We start from the raw sequence: 18,346 nt of genomic DNA, 5'->3' as shown, positions 1-18,346 counted from the left end.
AAATTCATAAACAAATATCTGATTATCAAATATAAAAATATAAAAACCTAAAATAATAACCAAAAAAAACCGCCTCAGTTGTGAGACGGCCTCTTTTATTGAAAACATCATTTATTATAAATAATACGCACTTATTGGTGAATAATTGAACTAAATTTATTTATATTAGCAATTAATAGACACTATTTTAAAATATTAATAAATGAAACAAAAAATTACTTCGCTGATTCTCTGTGGTATATTATGCTGCTCTGTAGTACAGGCTCAGGAATCATCTTTTGAAACTAACGCAAGAGGTTGGATCAAAGAAAATACAAGAAGTTTAGGAATTCCAGGATTCACTGAACTTACACTACGATCAGTACGTAAAGGAAATACAGGAGAAACGCTGCGTTTTCAGCAGATGGTAAAAGATGTTCCTGTTTTTCAGTCTGAAATTGTAATTCATTTCAATAAAGAGGGTAAAATAAGCTATACAGGTACAGAAAGCTTGAAACATAATCTAAAGGAGGTAAGTACAGTTCCTTCTTTCCCTGTCTCAGAGGCGGTTAAAAAAGCTCATATTGCTTCAGCATCAAAAGGACAAATTACCTATGAGGAAAATAAGCTGTTTATTTATATTACAGATTCAGGAGACACAAAACTGGTTTACAGAGTATTGACCAGTTCCTTCGATAATCCCGGCAGTTGGGAAACCATTGTAGATGCAAAAACAGGTACTGTAATCAGTATGAAAGATATTGCAGTGAAACACCATGACAAAAATGAGCCATCTCCTAAGAAAAAAAATGAAAAAATAAAAGCAAAGAAAGCTTCTGTAACCGGAAGTGCCTATATTTTTCAACCAGACCCTTTATCTAAAACAGGATCAACCTATGCAGGTAACTTTGTAGATAATAATGATGCTACCAATGCCAGTCTGGATGCGGCAAGGACTTTAGTGACCATTCCTGAAATTGATCTTACAGGAGGTATTTATACCCTAAAAGGAACGTATGCGGAGATTAAAGAAATAGAAGCACCTGCAAAAGGTATTTTTACACAGTCTACCAATCAGTTTTTGTTTAACAGAAGTGATGATGGATTTGAAGCGGCTAATGCCTATTGGCACCTTGATAACAGCCTTAGATACATCAACGTAACTTTAGGAATTGTTTGCAAGCCTTCACAAAACAATGGGGTATTAAGATTCGATCCGCATGGTTTTAATGGTTCGGATAATTCTCATTACCTGACAGGAAGTGAATCCCTTGGATTCGGAGAAGGAGGGGTGGATGATGCCGAAGATGCCGACGTTATCCTGCATGAATTAGGACACGGAATTCATCACTGGCTGGCCGGAGGAATTTCCAACGCAGACGGTCTGAGCGAAGGATGCGGAGACTACTGGGCACATTCTTACAGCAGAAGCTTAAATCAATGGCCTTCATCAGCTCCCGAGTATCAATGGATGTTTAACTGGGACGGGCATAATCCTTTTTGGGCAGGAAGAATTACCAATACAACCATGACTTATCCCGGATCCGGATCTTACTATGATAAAGCACAGATATGGTCTGCTGCATTGATGAGAATCTACGACAGAATAGGTAAAGAAAAAACAGACAGGGCCTTTTTGGAAGGATTAGACCTTACAACTTCAACTACAAACCAACAGAATGCTGCTATTGCTGTAAGACAGGCTGCTATAGATATGTTGGGGCAGTTCGGGTTCAATTGTAATAATATCACGGCTATGACAGAAGAATTTACAGCAGCCGGATATGTACTTCCTGAATACAGCTGTGTACTGAGTACAAAAGAAACAGCTAAAGAAAATTTGATTTCAGTGTATCCCAACCCGGTTTCTGACCAATTGATCATTATATTAAAAGGAAATAAAGAAGAAAAAGCCGAAATTTATAATATGGAAGGCAGAAAAGTAATGGAAACAACCATTGGAAATAACAATAACAAAATTAATGTTTCCAATCTTCCGTCCGGAAACTATATTCTGACCGTAAAAGGAATTGAATTATCTGCAAAATTCATCAAGAAATAAAAAACCTGAAGAGAATCTTTAAAATCCGGTGGCAGTGCATCGGATTTTTTTAGTTTAAACTAAATTCTGCTGGGATTGTTTTACTTGCATTCATCTAAAATAGTATATTTGTACCAACTATAAAGAAACAAAAAAAGAATGCTTGTAATAGGAATTGCTGGAGGTACAGGATCCGGCAAAACTACAGTTGTTGATAAAATACTTCAACAGCTTGATATTGAAGGAATGAATATCCTTTCTCAGGATAATTATTATCACGATAACCAGAATCTGACACTGACCGAGAGAGAAGCGCTTAACTATGATCATCCGAAGTCGATTGATTTTGATTTAATGATAAAACATGTGAAAGCTTTAAAAAATAATGAGCCCATAGAACAGCCCATTTACAGCTTTGTAACGCATTCCAGAACAGGCGACCACGTCACTGTAGAACCTAAAAATGTATTGGTAGTAGAAGGTATTCTGGTCCTTACGAATAAAGAGTTACTGAAAGAATTCGACTTAAAAGTATTCGTTCATGCTGATTCGGACGAAAGACTGATTAGGAGAATCAGGAGAGATACCCAGGAAAGGGGAAGAGACCTGAGTGAAGTTCTTCACCGTTATCAGACCACATTGAAGCCAATGCATCAGGAATTCATAGAACCGTCGAAGAATGAAGCCGATTTGATCATTCCGAACATGAGACAGAACTCCGTAGCGATTGATTTTTTAACCACTGTCATTAAAAATTCGTTGAGAAAACATTAAAATGGAAGAAAATAAGCTTATCAAAGACATTCAGCCCAAGTCTGAAACGTTCAAAACCATTCAGAAATATGTTCTGAATAAATACACCATTACCATCTGTATGTTTCTGGTCTGGATGATTTTCTTTGATAAAACCTCTTTTCTTGTTATTAATGAACTCAATGGCGAAATAAGCCGTTACGAAGATCAGCTGGAATACTATAAAAAGGAATATGAAAAAAATGATACTTTTTATAAAAAGCTGATGAACAATAAATCGGAAAAAGAAAAATACGCAAGGGAAAATTATTTTATGAAAAAACCGGATGAAGAGATCTTCATTTTGGTGGTAGACAGTGTCAATGTCGCTAAAAAATAATTTGAAATGTGAGTAGTCAATTAGCTTTGTAACGAAGTGTCAATCATTAATTTTTATAGATTCACTATAGACTTGCGGAGCAAAAATTCAGCATTCACAAGATAAGTAATATAAATATCAACAGTGAATTGTCAATCGTCAAGCGTAAATTTTTTATAGATTCACCATTGATTTGCAAAGCAAAAATTCACTATTGACCATAAAAAATAGCCAATGTCCAATACAGATATCCTTCCAAACTGGGAAAAATTAGTTAAAAAGCAGCTTAAAACAGAAGATATTTATTCTATCCTGAAGAAAGAAAATTTAGAAGGAATTGATGTCCAGCCTTTTTACAGCGAAGTTCAGAAACCATTGGTTAACCTGCCAAAAGTTGAAGAAAGCACCCATTTGGTTGCAAAATATCATGAAAGTCTGGAAGAAGATGTATTTGCATTTATTTTAGACCAGAACGTAGACAATCTTGAGGAAAAAACAATTTTTGTTAATAATAAAGATCTGGCCGGTCACATCAGCCCAAAAGAAGAAGATCAATACTTCTCATTGATTGATGTTTTTAATGAAAATGAAGGCATGATTGATGATCAGCTGGCCAAAGAACTTTTATCCAAAAATTTCAAAAGAAATATCTGCGTTGATGTTTCGCTTCACCAGAATGCCGGAGCAGCGATTTACCAGCAATTGGGAATTGCCCTGGCGAAAACAAAGGAGCTTGTTGAAGTATATGGCCCTGAAATTTTAAATAAACTGATCTTCAGAATAGCAGTAGGAGGAAATTATTTCTTTGAAATGGCTAAACTCAGAGCTTTTAAAATAGTCTTTAATCAACTTTCCAAAGAATACGGTTTAAATGACACGCCCTACATCTTTGCAGAAACTTCTTCAAGAAATAAAGCGATTGCAGATAATGAAAATAACCTTATCCGCTCAACGTTAGAACTGGCTTCAGCCATGATCGCCGGAGCAGACGCTGTCTTCAGTACTAATTATCAGGTAAACAGAAGTACGGATATTTCTGAAGAGATTTCTTTTAAGCAACAGATTGTGCTGGCGTACGAAAGCATCATCAATGTATTTGAAGATGCATCGAATGGAAGCTATTACGTGGAAGACATTACCCGCCAGATTGCAGAAAAATCATGGACCTGGTTTATTGAGATCGAAGAAGGTGGCGGTTATCTTGAACTTTTAAAGCAGGGAAGTATTCAGAAAAAGATCTACGACCAGGCTGTTGAAGAGCAAAAATGGGTAGAAGAAGGAAAAATAAAGCTGATAGGAGTCAATTTATACCCCAAATTAGACGTTAAAAGATCAATCGGGGATATGTACAGCGAAAAAGAAATTAAAGCCGTACGTTGGGCTGAAATGTTTGAGTAATGAAAGAAAAACTGATTGATTTATTTGAATATACCTATCATTTCAATAAAGAAATGATTCAGATAATTTCTGAAAACATCACAACAGTTGATGAAAAAACAATCAGTCTCATCAATCATACCCTGAATGCCCAGCAGATCTGGAACTCACGGATACTCGATGAGAAATCGTTTGAAGTCTGGCAAGTCAATTCCTTTGAGTCTCTTGATGGAATTAATCATCAAAACTTTTTGAAAAGTATTGATATTATTCAAAATCAGGATCTTGATACAAGAAAAGAATATCACAATTCAAGAGGTACGAAATTTGAAAACAGTATTTTTGAAATGCTGTTCCACGCTATAAACCACTCAACCTATCACAGAGGGCAGATCAATTCTCTTCTAAAACAAAACGGCATTGAACCTTTGTTAACTGATTATATTTTTTATAAGAGGTAAATTTTACTGTTGTACAGAGGTCGTTTGAGTACTTTTTTTGCTCCCACAGATTTTGTAGATTTGTTATAAGCAAAATTTACACAAATGACTGAAAATGAAATTAGTTTTTATATCAGGAAGTCTATATTTTCTGTTTATAATGAACTTGGACCTGGACTTTTTGAGAAAGTATATGAAAAAGTACTAGCTCATGAATTACAAAATAATGGATTGAACATTCAAACACAGGTTGGTATTCCGATTAAATTTAAGGGAAAAGTATAATTAGAAAAATAAATGGACTTATAAATTAATTAATAGGCTTTAAATCTGTGGTATTTGTGTATTCTGTGGGAAATATTATAAAAAACAAAGAAATTCAGGACTATATCAATGCAAATCTAAATACAGATCTGCATGCTCAACTATTGAAAAAATCTCCATTTCCAGATGTTTCGATGCAGGAAATCGTGCAGCAGATCAAAGGAAAACAGACTGCTCAGAAGAAATTTCCTTTCTTACTGAAAGAAGGGATTGTTTTCCCGCCACAGCTTAATTTAGAGCAGGCATCATCAGAGAAAACGGCAGTCTATAAATCACAAATCCTCAAAGGAAAGAAATTCGTCGATCTGACCAGCGGTTTCGGAATTGATGCCTATTATTTATCTCAAAATTTTGATGAAGTTACTTTGGTAGAACAGAATCAGGAATTATTAGGTATTGTAGAACATAACTGGAATGTTTTAGGCAGAAAAGCAAAGTTTATCAATCAAAATCTGGAAGATTTCTTACAGATCAATAAAGAATATTTCAACATTATCTATTTAGATCCGGCAAGAAGAGATCAGAACAAAAATAAAGTCTTTCTTCTGGAAGATCTTTCGCCTGATATTCTTCAAATCAGAAAAAAATTACTCGAGACAGCAGATCAGGTCATCATAAAGCTCTCTCCCCTGATCGATTTGAAATATCTCATATCAGTTTTGCCATGTATTTTCAGGATAGAAATCATAGCGGTAAAAAACGATGTCAAGGAGGTCGTTATTTTCCTTTCCACTAAGGAAAACGAAGGAATTACCGTTAACTGTATTAATCTTGAAAGTGGAGAATCTGAGTTTACATTTACTTTTGGGGAAGAAGAAACTTCGCTTGCTGTATACTCTGAACCCGAAAAGTTCATCTATATTCCCAATCATGCGGTTTTAAAAGCCGGAATTTTTAATCTGATCTCAGAAAGATTGGGGCTGAAAAAACTTCACTCCAATACCCATCTTTATACTTCAGATCAAAAGATCAGTGATTTCCCCGGAAGAGTTTTTGAAATGGAAATTATTGAATCTAAACAGATTAAAAAGAAAGGACAGTTCAATATCATTGCCAAGAACTATCCTTTAAAACCGGAAGATATCAAAAAGAAATATGCCATAAAAGACGGTGGAAAGGACTATCTTATTTTTACACAATCCAAAAAAGGTAAAATTATTTTAAAATCAGTATAAAAATGTTGCCGAAAAAAACAGGATTGCTTAATTTTGGGGAATCTAAAATTTAAGCATGAGAAAATTAGTTATATGTTTAGCCATTGCAACTGTAGCTGTAAGCTGTAAAAAAATCCAGGCAGGAGGAAACAAGAATACTCTAAAACTGGAAGAAGGAATAGAAAGATATTCTGATGATCACCAGGGTGGTGAAAGTCATGGTCATGAAGCAGCAGCTGGTCACGGTTCTGAACATGCTGAAAAAAAAGCTCAGGTTTCTATTGATTTGAACGGTGTAGCTTTAAAAGGCTTTGCTAATGGAATGGAAGACAGTATGATCAAATACCTGAAATCCGGACAGTATGCATCTGCTACTGAAGACGGATTGAAGAATACTTGGTATAATTTTGACAACGTAAATTTTAAAACAGGATCTGCTAACCAATTGGAAGCTGGTTCTCATGACCAATTGGATAATTTAGCTAAAATTCTAAAGGCTTATCCGGATGCAAAAATCAAAATTGGAGGGTATACAGATAAGACAGGTGATGAAGCTAAAAACTTAAAATTATCTCAGGAAAGAGCTAATTTTATCAAAGCTGAACTTTCTAAACTGGGAGCTACAGCACAAATCGTTTCTGCTGAAGGATACGGAAGTCAGTTTGCTCACGTAGATGCAAAAGCTTCTGACTCGGAAAGAGCGTCAGACAGAAAAATGTCTGTTCGATTTACCAAATAGTAATTTACAATAAAGAAATATCAATGTCTTGCCCATGCAAGGCATTTTTTTTATTTTTAACAAAACAAATTTTTAAAATGCAAGAGACATTAAATTACATTAACGAAAACAAACAGCGTTTCGTGGATGAATTATTTGAGTTACTCAGAATTCCTTCTATTTCTGCAGATCCGGCTTATAAAAATGATGTATTGAAATGTGCGGACGTATGTGCAGAATATCTTAAAAATGCAGGTGCAGATCATGTGGAAGTATGCGAAACAAAAGGCTATCCGATCGTTTTTGGAGAGAAAATTTTAGATAAAAACCTTCCTACGGTGCTGGTGTACGGACATTATGATGTACAACCTGCAGACCCTCTGGAATTATGGAAAAAGCCGCCTTTCGAGCCATATATTGAAAAAACAGCACTGCATCCTGAGGGAGCCATCTTCGCAAGAGGTTCAGCAGATGATAAAGGACAGTTTTTCATGCATCTGAAAGCTTTTGAGGCAATGATGAAAACCAATACACTTCCTTGCAATGTTAAATTTATCTTAGAAGGGGAAGAAGAAGTGGGATCTGTAAGCTTAGGAGATTTCGTTAACGAAAATAAAGAAAAGCTTTCTTGTGACTGTATCCTGATTTCAGATACCCATATTTACAGTAATGAACAGCCTACCGTAACTACAGGATTAAGAGGTTTAAGCTATGTGGAAGTTGAAATAGAAGGTCCAAACAGAGACCTGCATTCGGGGCTTTATGGAGGAGCTGTTCCAAACCCGATCCATGTACTTTCCAGAATGATTGCTAAACTGATTGACGAAGACGGACATATTACGATTGACGGATTTTATGATAACGTAGAAGTGGTATCAGATGAAGAGAGAGCAGAGATGAATAAGCTGAAGGATAATCCTGAAGAATTCAAAAAATCCATCGGTCTGAACGGAGTAGAAGGTGAAAAAAGCTATACTACCCTTGAAAGAACATCTATCCGTCCTACTTTGGACTGCAATGGTATTTGGGGAGGGTATACAGGAGAAGGGGCCAAAACAGTCATTCCTTCAAAGGCTTCTGCTAAAATTTCAATGCGTCTGGTTCCTTATCAGACTCCCGAAGAAATCACAGAAAAATTTACAAAATATTTTGAAAAAATAGCTCCTGATAACGTAAAGGTAAAAGTAACACCTCACCACGGAGGTATGCCTTATGTATTGCCAAGTGATACTAAAGAATTTTTGGCAGCTAAACAGGCTATGGAAACGGCATTTGGTAAAGAGGTGCTTCCATACAGAAGTGGAGGAAGTATTCCCATTACTTCTATGTTTGAAAAAGTACTAGGCGCTAAGTCAGTATTAATGGGCTTTGGACTGGATTCAGATGCAATTCACTCACCGAATGAACATTACGGCTTGTTTAATTTCTATAAAGGAATTGAAAGCATTCCATTATTCTTTGAGAATTATTCTAAATAGTTAATATTTTAAAAAATATTGTATAAAGCGCTTCGGATTTCGGAGCGCTTTATGCTTTTTTATGATAATATCCCTATCAAATGATATTTTTTTACTTAATCTATGTGTTTATTTTTAATTCAACCTAAAAATAATGCTATGAAAAAAATTTACATTATCGCAATCTGTTTGCTATCAACGGTTTCCCTGGCACAACAGATCATTTCATTTGAAAGTTTAGATGGATTTTATACGGGAGATATTCACACACAGGGAACGTGGATCAGTACGCCAACGGGAGATGTCCCTCCTTATATACTTAATCAGACCATTTGCACGGAAAATGCAACGGACGGAATGAACTCCCTGAAGATTGTAAAAGAAAATACTTACGGAACGCAATCTATTCCTATCATCGGAGCCTTTGACAACCTTCCCATGATGCTTCCTTATGATAATTTTACAGTATCTTTTGATATCAATATGTCACAGCTCAACGGATCAATTTTTAGTTTTCAGGGATTAAGCAGCGCAGAAGAAAAATATGTAGTAAGACTTGATTTTGATAATACGGGAAATGTTAAAGTTCTGAGAATGATTTCAGGAACTCCTGTTATGGAGGCTACATCAGGGACCTGGCAACCCAATCTTTGGTACAGACTTACAGTGATAGGGACTTCAGCAGATGTCAAATATTATCTGAATGGAATTTTGATTTATTCAGGAACAGCAGCAGAATCAATGGGGATGAACCAATTGCGTTTTGTACATGATAACGCAGATGGAACTGCATATATAGATAATCTTAAGGTATACAGTGAAGCATTGCTATCTGCAGCCAATAATACCTTAGATAAAAACAATGTATCCTTATATCCGAATCCCGCCTCAGATTTTATAAAGATCAGCTATCCGGGTAAGATAAAAAGCATTGAAATATATGATTCTGCAGGGAAAAAAGTTCAGGTCAAGCTGGAAAATGACAAAGTGGCTGTGTCAAATCTACCGGTTGGGACCTATCTGATAAATATAAAAACGGAGACAGGCGATTTTTCTCAGAAGTTCATTAAAAAATAACTCAAATATTGTGTATTGATTTGAATTTCATTGATTTACTGTGTTTTAATCCTTTTTTGGTGAATTTTGTTAATTTTTACTGATTTTTCAGTTAAAATATTCTTAATGTTTCATATTTTCAGAAAAACGATTAGGGTAGTGTTTATTTATTAAAATCGATAATATTGATATATTTTCTGTTTTTTAGTTAAAATATTAATCTTATACCTTCTTTAAAGTTGATATTTTTCCGAATTAGAATAAAAGTTCTATATTTACTGGAGTAATTAATAATAAAAAAATATCATGAAGAAAATTTTACTCACTGCTGCATTATTCAGCTTTTTAATAGGTAATGCACAAATGAATTATAGCTTTGAAACAGCTCAGGGATTTAATGCAGGTAATATATCTGGCCAGGGAGGCTGGGGTGGAACAGCAGCAGCACATATTGCAGTGGTTTCAACAGAACAGGCTAAGCCTGGAACACAGTCATTAAAGATTACAGGTAATAATGGAACAAATCATGCCGCAGCAGGTCCCATCAGCCCTACTGTAACTGTAAATGGGCCGATTGTAACCATATATTTTAATGCCTATTTTACATCATCCATTCCGGCAGGAGATGAATGTGATTTCTTTTTTTCCCCACAGTCACCTGCTCAAAGTACAATCAATGCAAGGATGAGATTTGATTTCCAGAACAATATTCAGGTAATTGATATGGATCCACTAACTCTTCAGCTTGCTTACATTGACACAGGGGCGGATTTTACCAGAAATGCATGGAATACTTATAAGATACAATTAGATTTTACAAATAATGAGGCAAAATATTATCAAAACGGAACATTAATCCATACTGGACAAGTTGCAGGAGGGACTCTCGTTGGAAATATAGCGATTACCAATGATAATTATAATAGTTCAGCTTATTTTGATGGAATTCAGGTAGTGAGCGGTGTGCTGGGAACATCTGAAGTGACTCAGAAATTAAATTATAAAGTATATCCAAATCCAACTTCTGATTATGTTATAGTTGAATCTAAGGATAAAATAAACTCAATAGAAGTATATGATTTTGGAGGCAAAAAGTTAGCAGCACCTGTTGTTGGTAATAAAGTTGATTTGAGTAACTTATCATCCGGAGTTTATATCCTGAATATTGAGACTCCAAACGGGAAAGTAACAGAGAGAATTGTAAAAAAATAAGATAGAATAATTCTTAACTACAAAAACGCTCCAATTGGAGCGTTTTTGTTATTTTAGAGCATTAAAATTTACAAATATGTCAGATCATAAAGTAGCTTATATAACCGGAGGGACCAAAGGAATAGGTTTTGGAATAGCAAAAATATTATTGGAAAACGGTATTTCAGTGGCGTTTTCAGGACGTAAGAGACAGGAGGTGGAGAAAGCTGAAGAACAGCTTAAACAGTATTCTGAGAATGTGCTAGGAGTCGTTTCGGATGTAAGAAGCCTAGAAAGTGAAGAAGATGCTGTAAGATCTACCGTGGCGAAATTCGGAAGGCTGGATTTTGTCATTGCCAATGCAGGGCTGGGAATATTTAAACCCGTAGATGAGCTGACTGCCCAGGAATGGAATGATATGATAGAGACCAATCTTACAGGTGCTTTTTACACATTAAAAGCTTCAGTAGAAGAATTAAAAAAGACGGAAGGGTATTATATCACGGTTTCAAGTCTGGCAGGAGCCAACTTCTTTGAAAACGGAACGGGTTATAATGCGTCAAAATTTGGAGTAGTCGGATTTACTCAGGCAGCAATGATTGACCTCCGGAAATACAATATCAAATCTACCGTTATTATGCCGGGATCTGTAGCGACAAATTTCAACGGAAATGTTCCTTCAGAAAAAGATAACTGGAAGATCCAGCCTGAAGATATGGGGAATCTGGTGCTCGATATTTTAAAAATGAATCCACGCGTATTACCCAGCAAGATAGAGTTTAGGGCAACAAAACCAGCCTAGTAAAAGCATTTAATGTATTGAATAGTAAAAAAATAAGTATTATGCATGCATAATATATTTTTTAATTATATTAGCAAAAGTAAAATATAACAAAATCTCAGCATAAAACAGTAAGGTTTTTTATGCACAAACGGGAAAAAATAAAATAGTACACATGAAAATATTAGTTTGTATCAGTAGTGTTCCGGATACTACTTCCAAGATTAACTTTACGGCAGATAAATCTGCTTTCGACAAAAATGGAATTCAGTGGGTAATCAATCCTTTAGATGAATTTGCATTAACAAAAGCGGTTAAACTTCAGGAATCTCAGGGTGCAACTGTAACAGTGATCAACGTAGGAGATGCTGCTACAGAACCAGTAATCAGAAAGGCATTAGCTATTGGTGCCAATGATGCAGTGAGAGTAAACCTTGATCCTAAGGACAGCTATTCTACAGCAAAAGAAATTGCTGCCGTTGCTCAAAACGGAGGTTATGACCTTATTCTTTGTGGAAAAGAATCGATCGATTACAATGGTGGATCTGTTCCGGGAATGGTCGCTCAGTTATTGAATCAGCCTTTCGTAAACGCGTCTGTAGGATTGGATGTAAACGGAAGCGAAGCTACTGCTGTAAGAGAAATTGAAGGCGGAAAAGAAACGATATCAGTAAAATTACCTGCCGTGATCGCAGGACAAAAAGGATTGGTAGATGAAAAAGATCTTATCATCCCGAATATGAGAGGAATTATGTCTGCAAGAACGAAGCCTTTACAAGTAGTAGAGCCCACTTCTTCTGAAGTGAAAGTTCAGGGAGTATCTTATGACAGCGTTCCGCCAAGAGCTGCTGTGAAAATGGTTTCTCCTGATAATCTGGATGAGTTGGTAAGATTACTTCACGAAGAAGCTAAAGTTATCTAATCTTTTATTCCTTAAATTTTTTAATCTTTAAATTTTAAAAAAATGGCAGTATTCGTATACGCAGAAAATATAAACGGAGTTTACAAAAAAGCAGCTTTCGAAGCAGTTTCTTATGCTAAAGCGGTGGCAGACCAGGCAGGAGATACCGTTACGGCAATCTCTGTAAACCCTACAGATTCTTCAGATTTATTGTATAAATATGGAGCATCAAACGTCATCAATATCAAGGATGAAGGTCTTAAGAACTTTTCAGCAAAAGCATTTGCTCAGGCTGTAAGTGAAGTGGCAGACGGAAATACTATTGTTTTTCCCCACACTACAGATGCTTCTTCAGTTGCTCCCATGCTTGCCGTAATGAAGAACTATTCTTTAATTACCAATGTTTTGGAAGCACCTGAGAGCCTTTCTCCGTTCCAGGTGAAAAGAAGAGCATTCTCTGGAAAAGGATTTATGCATGCCAAAGCAGAAGGGAGCGGGGTGATCATCACCGTTTCTCAGAATGCTTTCGGTGTAAAAGAAAATGCAGTATCAGGTTCTGAAGAGGTTAAAAACCTTTCAGTAGCCAATGAAGATACTAAAGTGATCTCTCATGAGCAGAGTTCAGGTAAATTAGACCTTAAAGAAGCAGAAGTTGTTGTTTCTGCCGGAAGAGGGATGAAAGGTCCTGAAAACTGGGGTATGGTTGAAGATCTGGCTAACGTTCTTGGAGCTGCTACAGCTTGTTCTAAGCCTGTTTCTGATATCGGTTGGAGACCTCACACAGAGCACGTAGGGCAAACAGGTAAAGCAATTTCACCTAACCTTTACATCGCAATAGGTATTTCAGGAGCTATTCAGCATTTAGCTGGGGTAAACTCTTCTAAAACTATTGTAGTGATCAACAACGACGCTGAAGCACCATTCTTCAAGTCTGCAGATTACGGGGTAGTAGGAGATGCTTTCCAGATTATTCCTGCATTAACAGAGAAAATTAAAGCAATTAAAGGATAAAAAGTCAATAGGGAATTGCCAATTCGCTACGCTGTCAATTGAATAAAATCAATACGTTACAGCATGCATTCACTTATGAAGTAAAATTGCCCATTCACTATTTACAATTTTCACACATAAAAAATAAAAGCTCGGGCTTTTCCGGGCTTTTATTTTTGCGTAAAACTAAAATCACAATAAAAAATTAATCTATATTTGTAGCTATGGATTATAAGCAGCTAATTATTCGCGGAATATCGTACAGTCAGACCCAATCGGGGGCGTACGCTTTGTTACTGGAACATGAAGAGACACATATAAAATTACCTGTTGTCATAGGAAATTTCGAGGCTCAGTCCATTTCATTAGGACTGGAAAAAGACATCCATCCGCCTCGTCCGCTTACCCATGATTTATTCACAAAATTTATAGTTTCAGCCAATTATGAATTGGTTTCAGTGATCATTTATCAGATCGTAGACGGCGTATTTTTTTCCAATATTAATTTCAAAAATAAAGCTAACGATGAAGAGCTGATTCTGGATGCAAGAACTTCTGACGCGGTGGCCATGGCCGTAAGATTCGACGCGCCTATTTTCACCACACAGCAGGTACTGAATGAAGCAGGAATTCTTCTGGAACTGGAAGATGTTTCAAAAGAAGAACAGCCATTCTCAGAAACCGTGCAATCAGAAGATAATCTGAAAGCCGTTTCTATGGAAGAACTTCAAAAATTACTTGATGAAGCCGTAAAAGAAGAAGATTTTGATACCGCTCTGGAAATTCAGGAAGAAATTAAAAGGAGAAAAAAGAAAATTGATTAAAAGAGACATTTTATACTAAACTATGAATTTAAAATTACGACTGACCATCCTCAGTTTTCTCCAGTTTTTCGTTTGGGGAGCCTGGCTGATTACGATGGCTAATTTTTGGTTCGGTACAAAACACTGGGACGGAACCCAGTTTGGAGCCGTTTTCGGAACCATGGGAATAGCTTCTATTTTTATGCCGACCATTACCGGAATCATTGCCGACCGCTGGATCAATGCCGAGCGTATCTTTTCGGTACTGCACATCCTGTATGGTGTGGTACTTTTTATACTGCCTCATTCCGCTGATCCCAATTCTTTCTTCTCGCTGATGCTTCTGGCTATGTGCTTTTATATGCCAACCATTGCTCTTGCGAATTCCATTTCTTATACGATTCTGAAAAACAGTAATCTGGATGTGGTGAAGGATTTTCCGCCAATCCGTGTTTGGGGAACCATTGGATTTATTGTAGCCATGTGGATTACCAATCTTACAGGAAATAAAGCAACAGAAGGACAGTTCTATATCGGTGGGGCTATTGCTATATTATTAGGAATCTATGCGCTCACTTTACCAAAATGTCCGCCACAGAAACTGATTGATAAAAGCGCACCCTTATCTGAGCAATTAGGTTTGAATGCATTTAAGCTTTTCGGAAGCTACAAAATGGCTTTGTTCTTCCTGTTTTCTATGCTGTTAGGGGCAGCACTTCAGCTGACCAACGCGTATGGAGATGTATTCTTAAGTGAATTCTCTCATTTCCCAAAATATGCAGATTCATTTGTCGTACAGAGATCTACGATTATCATGTCAATTTCTCAGGTTTCGGAGACCTTATTTATTTTGGCAATTCCTTTCTTTCTGAAGAAATTTGGAATTAAAAAAGTAATGCTGATGTCAATGCTGGCCTGGGTACTGAGATTTGGATTCTTTGCCTACGGTGTTCCGGATGGATTTGGACTTTCACTGATCATTTTCTCTTGTATTGTTTACGGAATGGCATTTGATTTCTTCAACATTTCAGGTTCTCTTTTCGTAGAAACTACGACTGATAAAAAAATACGTTCATCTGCTCAGGGATTATTTATGATGATGACGAACGGTTTTGGAGCTTTGTTTGGAAGTTATATTGCAGGCTGGGCGATCGATAAATTTTTCACCCATAAATTTACGAATGCTGCAGATCTGTCAACCTATCTGGATACCACCCCTGATAATCCTACTTTCCTGCAAATTCTTAAAGACAGTTTCAATTCAGCGGTGAACGCTGACGGAACGCTTTCATCTGTAGTGATGGTAAAAGACTGGCAGAATATCTGGCTTTCATTTGCGATCTATGCATTGATTCTTGCTATATTCTTTGCTATTCTATTCAGGCACAAGCATAATCCGGAAGATATTTCTTCAGTGAAACATTAATTCTATCGGATTGATTATTAAAATATTACATTGCACTTTTGAAAAAAGGTGCAATTTTTTTTTATTTTCAGGCAACCTTTTGCAAAATATTCCGTCTTACAGATAGAAACCGATACATGGAGAACCTCGAAAAGAATTTTTTACTGGCTAAAAAACAGGACCGGAAAGCTCAGAAAGCTCTTTACGATATGTTTTCAGCTAAAATGCTGGCCCTATCAAATTCTTATACGAATAACCTTCATGATGCAGAAGATATTCTGATGAGTGCGTTTATGAAATGCTTTACCAGACTTGATGAATGCAGAGACTGGAAAAGTTTTCCTTTCTGGCTGAGAAAGATTGTTGTAAATGATTCCATAAGTTTTGTCAGAAAAAACAGGAATATTCTTTATGCTGATATAGAAATTGCAGATGATTATTCGGATGAAGATATGGATGAAAAACTGGAGGGATTCAATATTGAGGAAATATTTTTAAAGATGCCCGCAGGATACAGACTTGTCTTTAATTTATATGTCTTTGAAGAGAAAAAGCATCAGGAAATTGCTGAAATACTGAATATTTCAGAAGGAACCAGCAAAAGCCAGCTGAGCAAAGCGAAAAAATGGCTGATAGAATTTTTAAAAACAGAAGAAAATGAAAAAAGAGATACTGAAACAGTTAAAGTCTGATTACGAAAGGCTCGAAATAAAGCCTTCTGAAGGTCTTTGGGATAGATTAGACGAGAAGTTGGATGAAGTGTCTGAAATCCCTCTAAAAACCTCTTTTCAGTGGTGGAAATATGCCGCAGTTGTCTTGCTGTTCATTTCTGCAGGAACTTTCATTTATTTTAACAATTATGAAACAAATTATATTGTTAAAAAAGCGATTGAAAAAACAGGAGATCCACTCAATACTGATTTTCAAAATCAGTCCGTTATCTCCAATGACTATTCCATTAAGGGAATAGAAGAGAAAAAGGTAAGTGAAAATCACGAAAAAATGAGCTCTGATAAAATTTTGATTCCCCAAAAAGAAAAAAAAGTATCAAATATACAGGTTGCAGAGCATAAAGAACAGCTAAATACTTTTAAACAACCTGAAAACACTCCTGTTAATAAGATAAATACAGAGAATGCAGTTATATCCAATTCTCCTGTCATTGCAGAAGCTAAAAAATCAAATTATATCAATCCTGATGAACTTCTTTTGGGCAGAGAGTTGGATAAAGCCCGGGAGAAATCTGGTAAAGATGAACGAAAATTAGGAGCTTTCAAATTTGATAAAGTTGTTCCTAATGTAGGGAATGTAACCGTTTTGGGAGTCACCGTTTATCTGGAATCTAAATAAATCTGAAATTTTTCATAAAATCAACCTACTGTCCTGAAGTGAGGACAGAGTAAAAGTATTGTCTAAAAATTAATAAAAAAATATGAAAACGAAATTAATCTTCATGGCTGCTGTAATGGCTTTTACCTATACTGCTGCCCAGAGAAATCCGGACAGAAATCCACAGATTAAAACTTATTCCAAGAAAATCGACAGCATTGTGGTTTCAGAAAAATCCAAAATGAATGCAGAACTGGATATCATAGATAAAGATTTTAAAGAAAAGAAAATCACCTCAGAACAAAAGCAAAAGCAGCGTTTGGAAATTGCTTCCAAATACCAGCAAACCATCAATGAGAAAGTAGATGCCCAGCAGAGTGAACTGCAGTCTGCCACCAAAGAGATGGTGAAGAATGCTGTTTTTATGGATCGGGATAGTGCCGGTAACCATAGAAACGAAATGTGGGTGGGACTTAATGGTCTTAATATGAAATTGGGACAGAACAAAAAGAAAAGTCCACAACATTCCTTACAAACCGTAGAACTTTCTGCCAGTATGATGGGAAGTGGACTGACTTCAAAAAATGAACCTTTTAACTTCTACAATAAAGACTCCGACACCAGAAATACAATCATGAATTCTTCACAGATGGCATTGAGATATGAAGGTCAGATCGGAGGCTTTAAAAGTCCCGTGTTTTATCGTGTAGGCTTAGGAGTTAGATTTGATCAGTATGTTCCCAAATACGGAAAAGTCTTTAAGCAGGAAGATCATAATTTATTTGTAGATGATTTCGACAGGGGCAATTTAAAGAAAACCCAGTTCAACAATATGTACCTGTATATCCCTGTTGATTTAAGATTTGTACTGAATCCAAAATATTTAGAATATGAAGGGGTTCAATATCTTGATAATAAAAAAAGACAACTGAGCCTTGTGCTGGGAGTATATGGTGGGGTGAAAGTGGGAAGCGTAAACTATATAAAATATTCCAATGAAAATTCAAGACGAATTGTAGAAAGAGAAAGAATAATGGATGGGGTAAATGATTTTATCGTGGGTGGAAAATTTGGAATCAGCTACGGAAGTTTTAAAGTATTTGTTCAGAAGGATTTTACCCCGATATTCAATGATAGTGCACTTCTGAAGAATAAATACGGAGTACAGATTGGTATTGAATTTGTTAACATCATTTTTTAATTAAATAATAAAATGGGCTTTTAATTGAATATTATTTAATTTTTATCAATTTTCATTGATACTAACAAATGTTTGTACGGGAATCATC

The 18,346-nt window shown here is 36.0% G+C and carries 19 protein-coding genes; all 19 read left to right on the top strand.

Annotation, left to right across the window (positions count from 1 at the left end; translation table 11 throughout):
- The first annotated feature begins 202 nt into the window (after window positions 1-202).
- The 19 genes from BUC06_RS22265 to BUC06_RS22175 all read left to right on the top strand — a co-directional run bounded on the left by BUC06_RS22265 (window position 203) and on the right by BUC06_RS22175 (window position 18,258).
- Window positions 203-2,041 (top strand): T9SS type A sorting domain-containing protein, encoded by a 1,839-nt coding sequence (locus tag BUC06_RS22265; RefSeq protein WP_073336686.1) that lies wholly within the window; start codon window positions 203-205, stop codon window positions 2,039-2,041.
- 138 nt (window positions 2,042-2,179) lie between these two features.
- Window positions 2,180-2,794 carry a uridine kinase gene (gene udk / locus BUC06_RS22260; protein ID WP_073336684.1) on the top strand — a complete coding sequence of 205 codons (615 nt, stop codon included), beginning with the start codon at window positions 2,180-2,182 and terminating at the stop codon, window positions 2,792-2,794.
- A gap of 1 nt (window position 2,795) precedes the next feature.
- Window positions 2,796-3,152, top strand: coding sequence for an FtsB family cell division protein (locus BUC06_RS22255; RefSeq protein WP_073336682.1), 357 nt, complete (start codon window positions 2,796-2,798; stop codon window positions 3,150-3,152).
- Window positions 3,153-3,365: 213 nt separating this feature from the next.
- Window positions 3,366-4,529 (top strand): methylmalonyl-CoA mutase family protein, encoded by a 1,164-nt coding sequence (locus BUC06_RS22250; protein ID WP_073336680.1) that lies wholly within the window; start codon window positions 3,366-3,368, stop codon window positions 4,527-4,529.
- Entirely contained in the window at window positions 4,529-4,969 is a 441-nt protein-coding gene (locus BUC06_RS22245; RefSeq protein ID WP_073336679.1) for a DinB family protein, read from the top strand. Before BUC06_RS22250 ends, BUC06_RS22245 begins: the two co-directional genes overlap by 1 nt.
- Before the next feature lie 84 nt (window positions 4,970-5,053).
- Entirely contained in the window at window positions 5,054-5,233 is a 180-nt protein-coding gene (locus tag BUC06_RS22240) for a GxxExxY protein (protein WP_073336678.1), read from the top strand.
- 65 nt (window positions 5,234-5,298) lie between these two features.
- Window positions 5,299-6,447 (top strand): class I SAM-dependent methyltransferase, encoded by a 1,149-nt coding sequence (locus BUC06_RS22235; protein WP_073336690.1) that lies wholly within the window; start codon window positions 5,299-5,301, stop codon window positions 6,445-6,447.
- A gap of 55 nt (window positions 6,448-6,502) precedes the next feature.
- Window positions 6,503-7,165 (top strand): OmpA family protein, encoded by a 663-nt coding sequence (locus BUC06_RS22230; RefSeq protein WP_073336677.1) that lies wholly within the window; start codon window positions 6,503-6,505, stop codon window positions 7,163-7,165.
- Window positions 7,166-7,242: 77 nt separating this feature from the next.
- Window positions 7,243-8,622: a dipeptidase gene (locus tag BUC06_RS22225; RefSeq protein WP_073336673.1), complete on the top strand. Its 1,380-nt coding sequence runs from the start codon at window positions 7,243-7,245 to the stop codon at window positions 8,620-8,622.
- A gap of 138 nt (window positions 8,623-8,760) precedes the next feature.
- A complete protein-coding gene (locus BUC06_RS22220; protein WP_073336671.1) occupies window positions 8,761-9,678 on the top strand; it encodes a T9SS type A sorting domain-containing protein in 918 nt (305 codons plus the stop codon).
- A gap of 285 nt (window positions 9,679-9,963) precedes the next feature.
- Complete coding sequence (locus tag BUC06_RS22215; protein WP_073336669.1) at window positions 9,964-10,869, top strand: T9SS type A sorting domain-containing protein; 906 nt, start codon at window positions 9,964-9,966, stop codon at window positions 10,867-10,869.
- Between the two features lie 76 nt (window positions 10,870-10,945).
- On the top strand, window positions 10,946-11,650 hold the full coding sequence (locus BUC06_RS22210) for an SDR family oxidoreductase (protein WP_073336668.1): 705 nt from the start codon (window positions 10,946-10,948) through the stop codon (window positions 11,648-11,650).
- Window positions 11,651-11,804: 154 nt separating this feature from the next.
- Window positions 11,805-12,551 carry an electron transfer flavoprotein subunit beta/FixA family protein gene (locus BUC06_RS22205; RefSeq protein WP_065394252.1) on the top strand — a complete coding sequence of 249 codons (747 nt, stop codon included), beginning with the start codon at window positions 11,805-11,807 and terminating at the stop codon, window positions 12,549-12,551.
- A gap of 42 nt (window positions 12,552-12,593) precedes the next feature.
- Window positions 12,594-13,541, top strand: a complete 948-nt coding sequence (locus BUC06_RS22200; protein WP_073336667.1) for an electron transfer flavoprotein subunit alpha/FixB family protein — start codon at window positions 12,594-12,596, stop codon at window positions 13,539-13,541.
- Window positions 13,542-13,744: 203 nt separating this feature from the next.
- Entirely contained in the window at window positions 13,745-14,344 is a 600-nt protein-coding gene (locus BUC06_RS22195) for a bifunctional nuclease family protein (protein ID WP_073336665.1), read from the top strand.
- A 22-nt stretch (window positions 14,345-14,366) separates the two neighbouring features.
- Window positions 14,367-15,749 (top strand): nucleoside permease, encoded by a 1,383-nt coding sequence (locus BUC06_RS22190; protein WP_073336663.1) that lies wholly within the window; start codon window positions 14,367-14,369, stop codon window positions 15,747-15,749.
- A 116-nt stretch (window positions 15,750-15,865) separates the two neighbouring features.
- Complete coding sequence (locus BUC06_RS22185; RefSeq protein ID WP_073336661.1) at window positions 15,866-16,420, top strand: RNA polymerase sigma factor; 555 nt, start codon at window positions 15,866-15,868, stop codon at window positions 16,418-16,420.
- Complete coding sequence (locus tag BUC06_RS22180; RefSeq protein WP_073336660.1) at window positions 16,386-17,078, top strand: hypothetical protein; 693 nt, start codon at window positions 16,386-16,388, stop codon at window positions 17,076-17,078. The genes BUC06_RS22185 and BUC06_RS22180 overlap by 35 nt, the downstream gene beginning before the upstream one ends.
- An 82-nt stretch (window positions 17,079-17,160) precedes the next feature.
- Window positions 17,161-18,258, top strand: a complete 1,098-nt coding sequence (locus BUC06_RS22175) for an OmpH/Skp family outer membrane protein (RefSeq protein ID WP_073336656.1) — start codon at window positions 17,161-17,163, stop codon at window positions 18,256-18,258.
- The last annotated feature ends 88 nt before the right edge of the window (window positions 18,259-18,346 follow it).

The organism is Chryseobacterium carnipullorum, assembly GCF_900142785.1.
Taxonomy (GTDB): Bacteria; Bacteroidota; Bacteroidia; order Flavobacteriales; family Weeksellaceae; genus Chryseobacterium; species Chryseobacterium carnipullorum.
This window is presented reverse-complemented; position numbering and strand designations above follow the sequence as displayed.

What these genes read in the sequence shown, in the direction of transcription:
- BUC06_RS22265 (WP_073336686.1), top strand. Translation starts at nt 203, where the DNA reads ATGAAACAAAAAATTACTTCGCTGATTCTCTGTGGTATATTATGCTGC.
- udk (WP_073336684.1), top strand. Translation starts at nt 2,180, where the DNA reads ATGCTTGTAATAGGAATTGCTGGAGGTACAGGATCCGGCAAAACTACA.
- BUC06_RS22255 (WP_073336682.1), top strand. Translation starts at nt 2,796, where the DNA reads ATGGAAGAAAATAAGCTTATCAAAGACATTCAGCCCAAGTCTGAAACG.
- BUC06_RS22250 (WP_073336680.1), top strand. Translation starts at nt 3,366, where the DNA reads ATGTCCAATACAGATATCCTTCCAAACTGGGAAAAATTAGTTAAAAAG.
- BUC06_RS22245 (WP_073336679.1), top strand. Translation starts at nt 4,529, where the DNA reads ATGAAAGAAAAACTGATTGATTTATTTGAATATACCTATCATTTCAAT.
- BUC06_RS22240 (WP_073336678.1), top strand. Translation starts at nt 5,054, where the DNA reads ATGACTGAAAATGAAATTAGTTTTTATATCAGGAAGTCTATATTTTCT.
- BUC06_RS22230 (WP_073336677.1), top strand. Translation starts at nt 6,503, where the DNA reads ATGAGAAAATTAGTTATATGTTTAGCCATTGCAACTGTAGCTGTAAGC.
- BUC06_RS22225 (WP_073336673.1), top strand. Translation starts at nt 7,243, where the DNA reads ATGCAAGAGACATTAAATTACATTAACGAAAACAAACAGCGTTTCGTG.
- BUC06_RS22220 (WP_073336671.1), top strand. Translation starts at nt 8,761, where the DNA reads ATGAAAAAAATTTACATTATCGCAATCTGTTTGCTATCAACGGTTTCC.
- BUC06_RS22215 (WP_073336669.1), top strand. Translation starts at nt 9,964, where the DNA reads ATGAAGAAAATTTTACTCACTGCTGCATTATTCAGCTTTTTAATAGGT.
- BUC06_RS22210 (WP_073336668.1), top strand. Translation starts at nt 10,946, where the DNA reads ATGTCAGATCATAAAGTAGCTTATATAACCGGAGGGACCAAAGGAATA.
- BUC06_RS22205 (WP_065394252.1), top strand. Translation starts at nt 11,805, where the DNA reads ATGAAAATATTAGTTTGTATCAGTAGTGTTCCGGATACTACTTCCAAG.
- BUC06_RS22200 (WP_073336667.1), top strand. Translation starts at nt 12,594, where the DNA reads ATGGCAGTATTCGTATACGCAGAAAATATAAACGGAGTTTACAAAAAA.
- BUC06_RS22195 (WP_073336665.1), top strand. Translation starts at nt 13,745, where the DNA reads ATGGATTATAAGCAGCTAATTATTCGCGGAATATCGTACAGTCAGACC.
- BUC06_RS22190 (WP_073336663.1), top strand. Translation starts at nt 14,367, where the DNA reads ATGAATTTAAAATTACGACTGACCATCCTCAGTTTTCTCCAGTTTTTC.
- BUC06_RS22185 (WP_073336661.1), top strand. Translation starts at nt 15,866, where the DNA reads ATGGAGAACCTCGAAAAGAATTTTTTACTGGCTAAAAAACAGGACCGG.
- BUC06_RS22180 (WP_073336660.1), top strand. Translation starts at nt 16,386, where the DNA reads ATGAAAAAAGAGATACTGAAACAGTTAAAGTCTGATTACGAAAGGCTC.
- BUC06_RS22175 (WP_073336656.1), top strand. Translation starts at nt 17,161, where the DNA reads ATGAAAACGAAATTAATCTTCATGGCTGCTGTAATGGCTTTTACCTAT.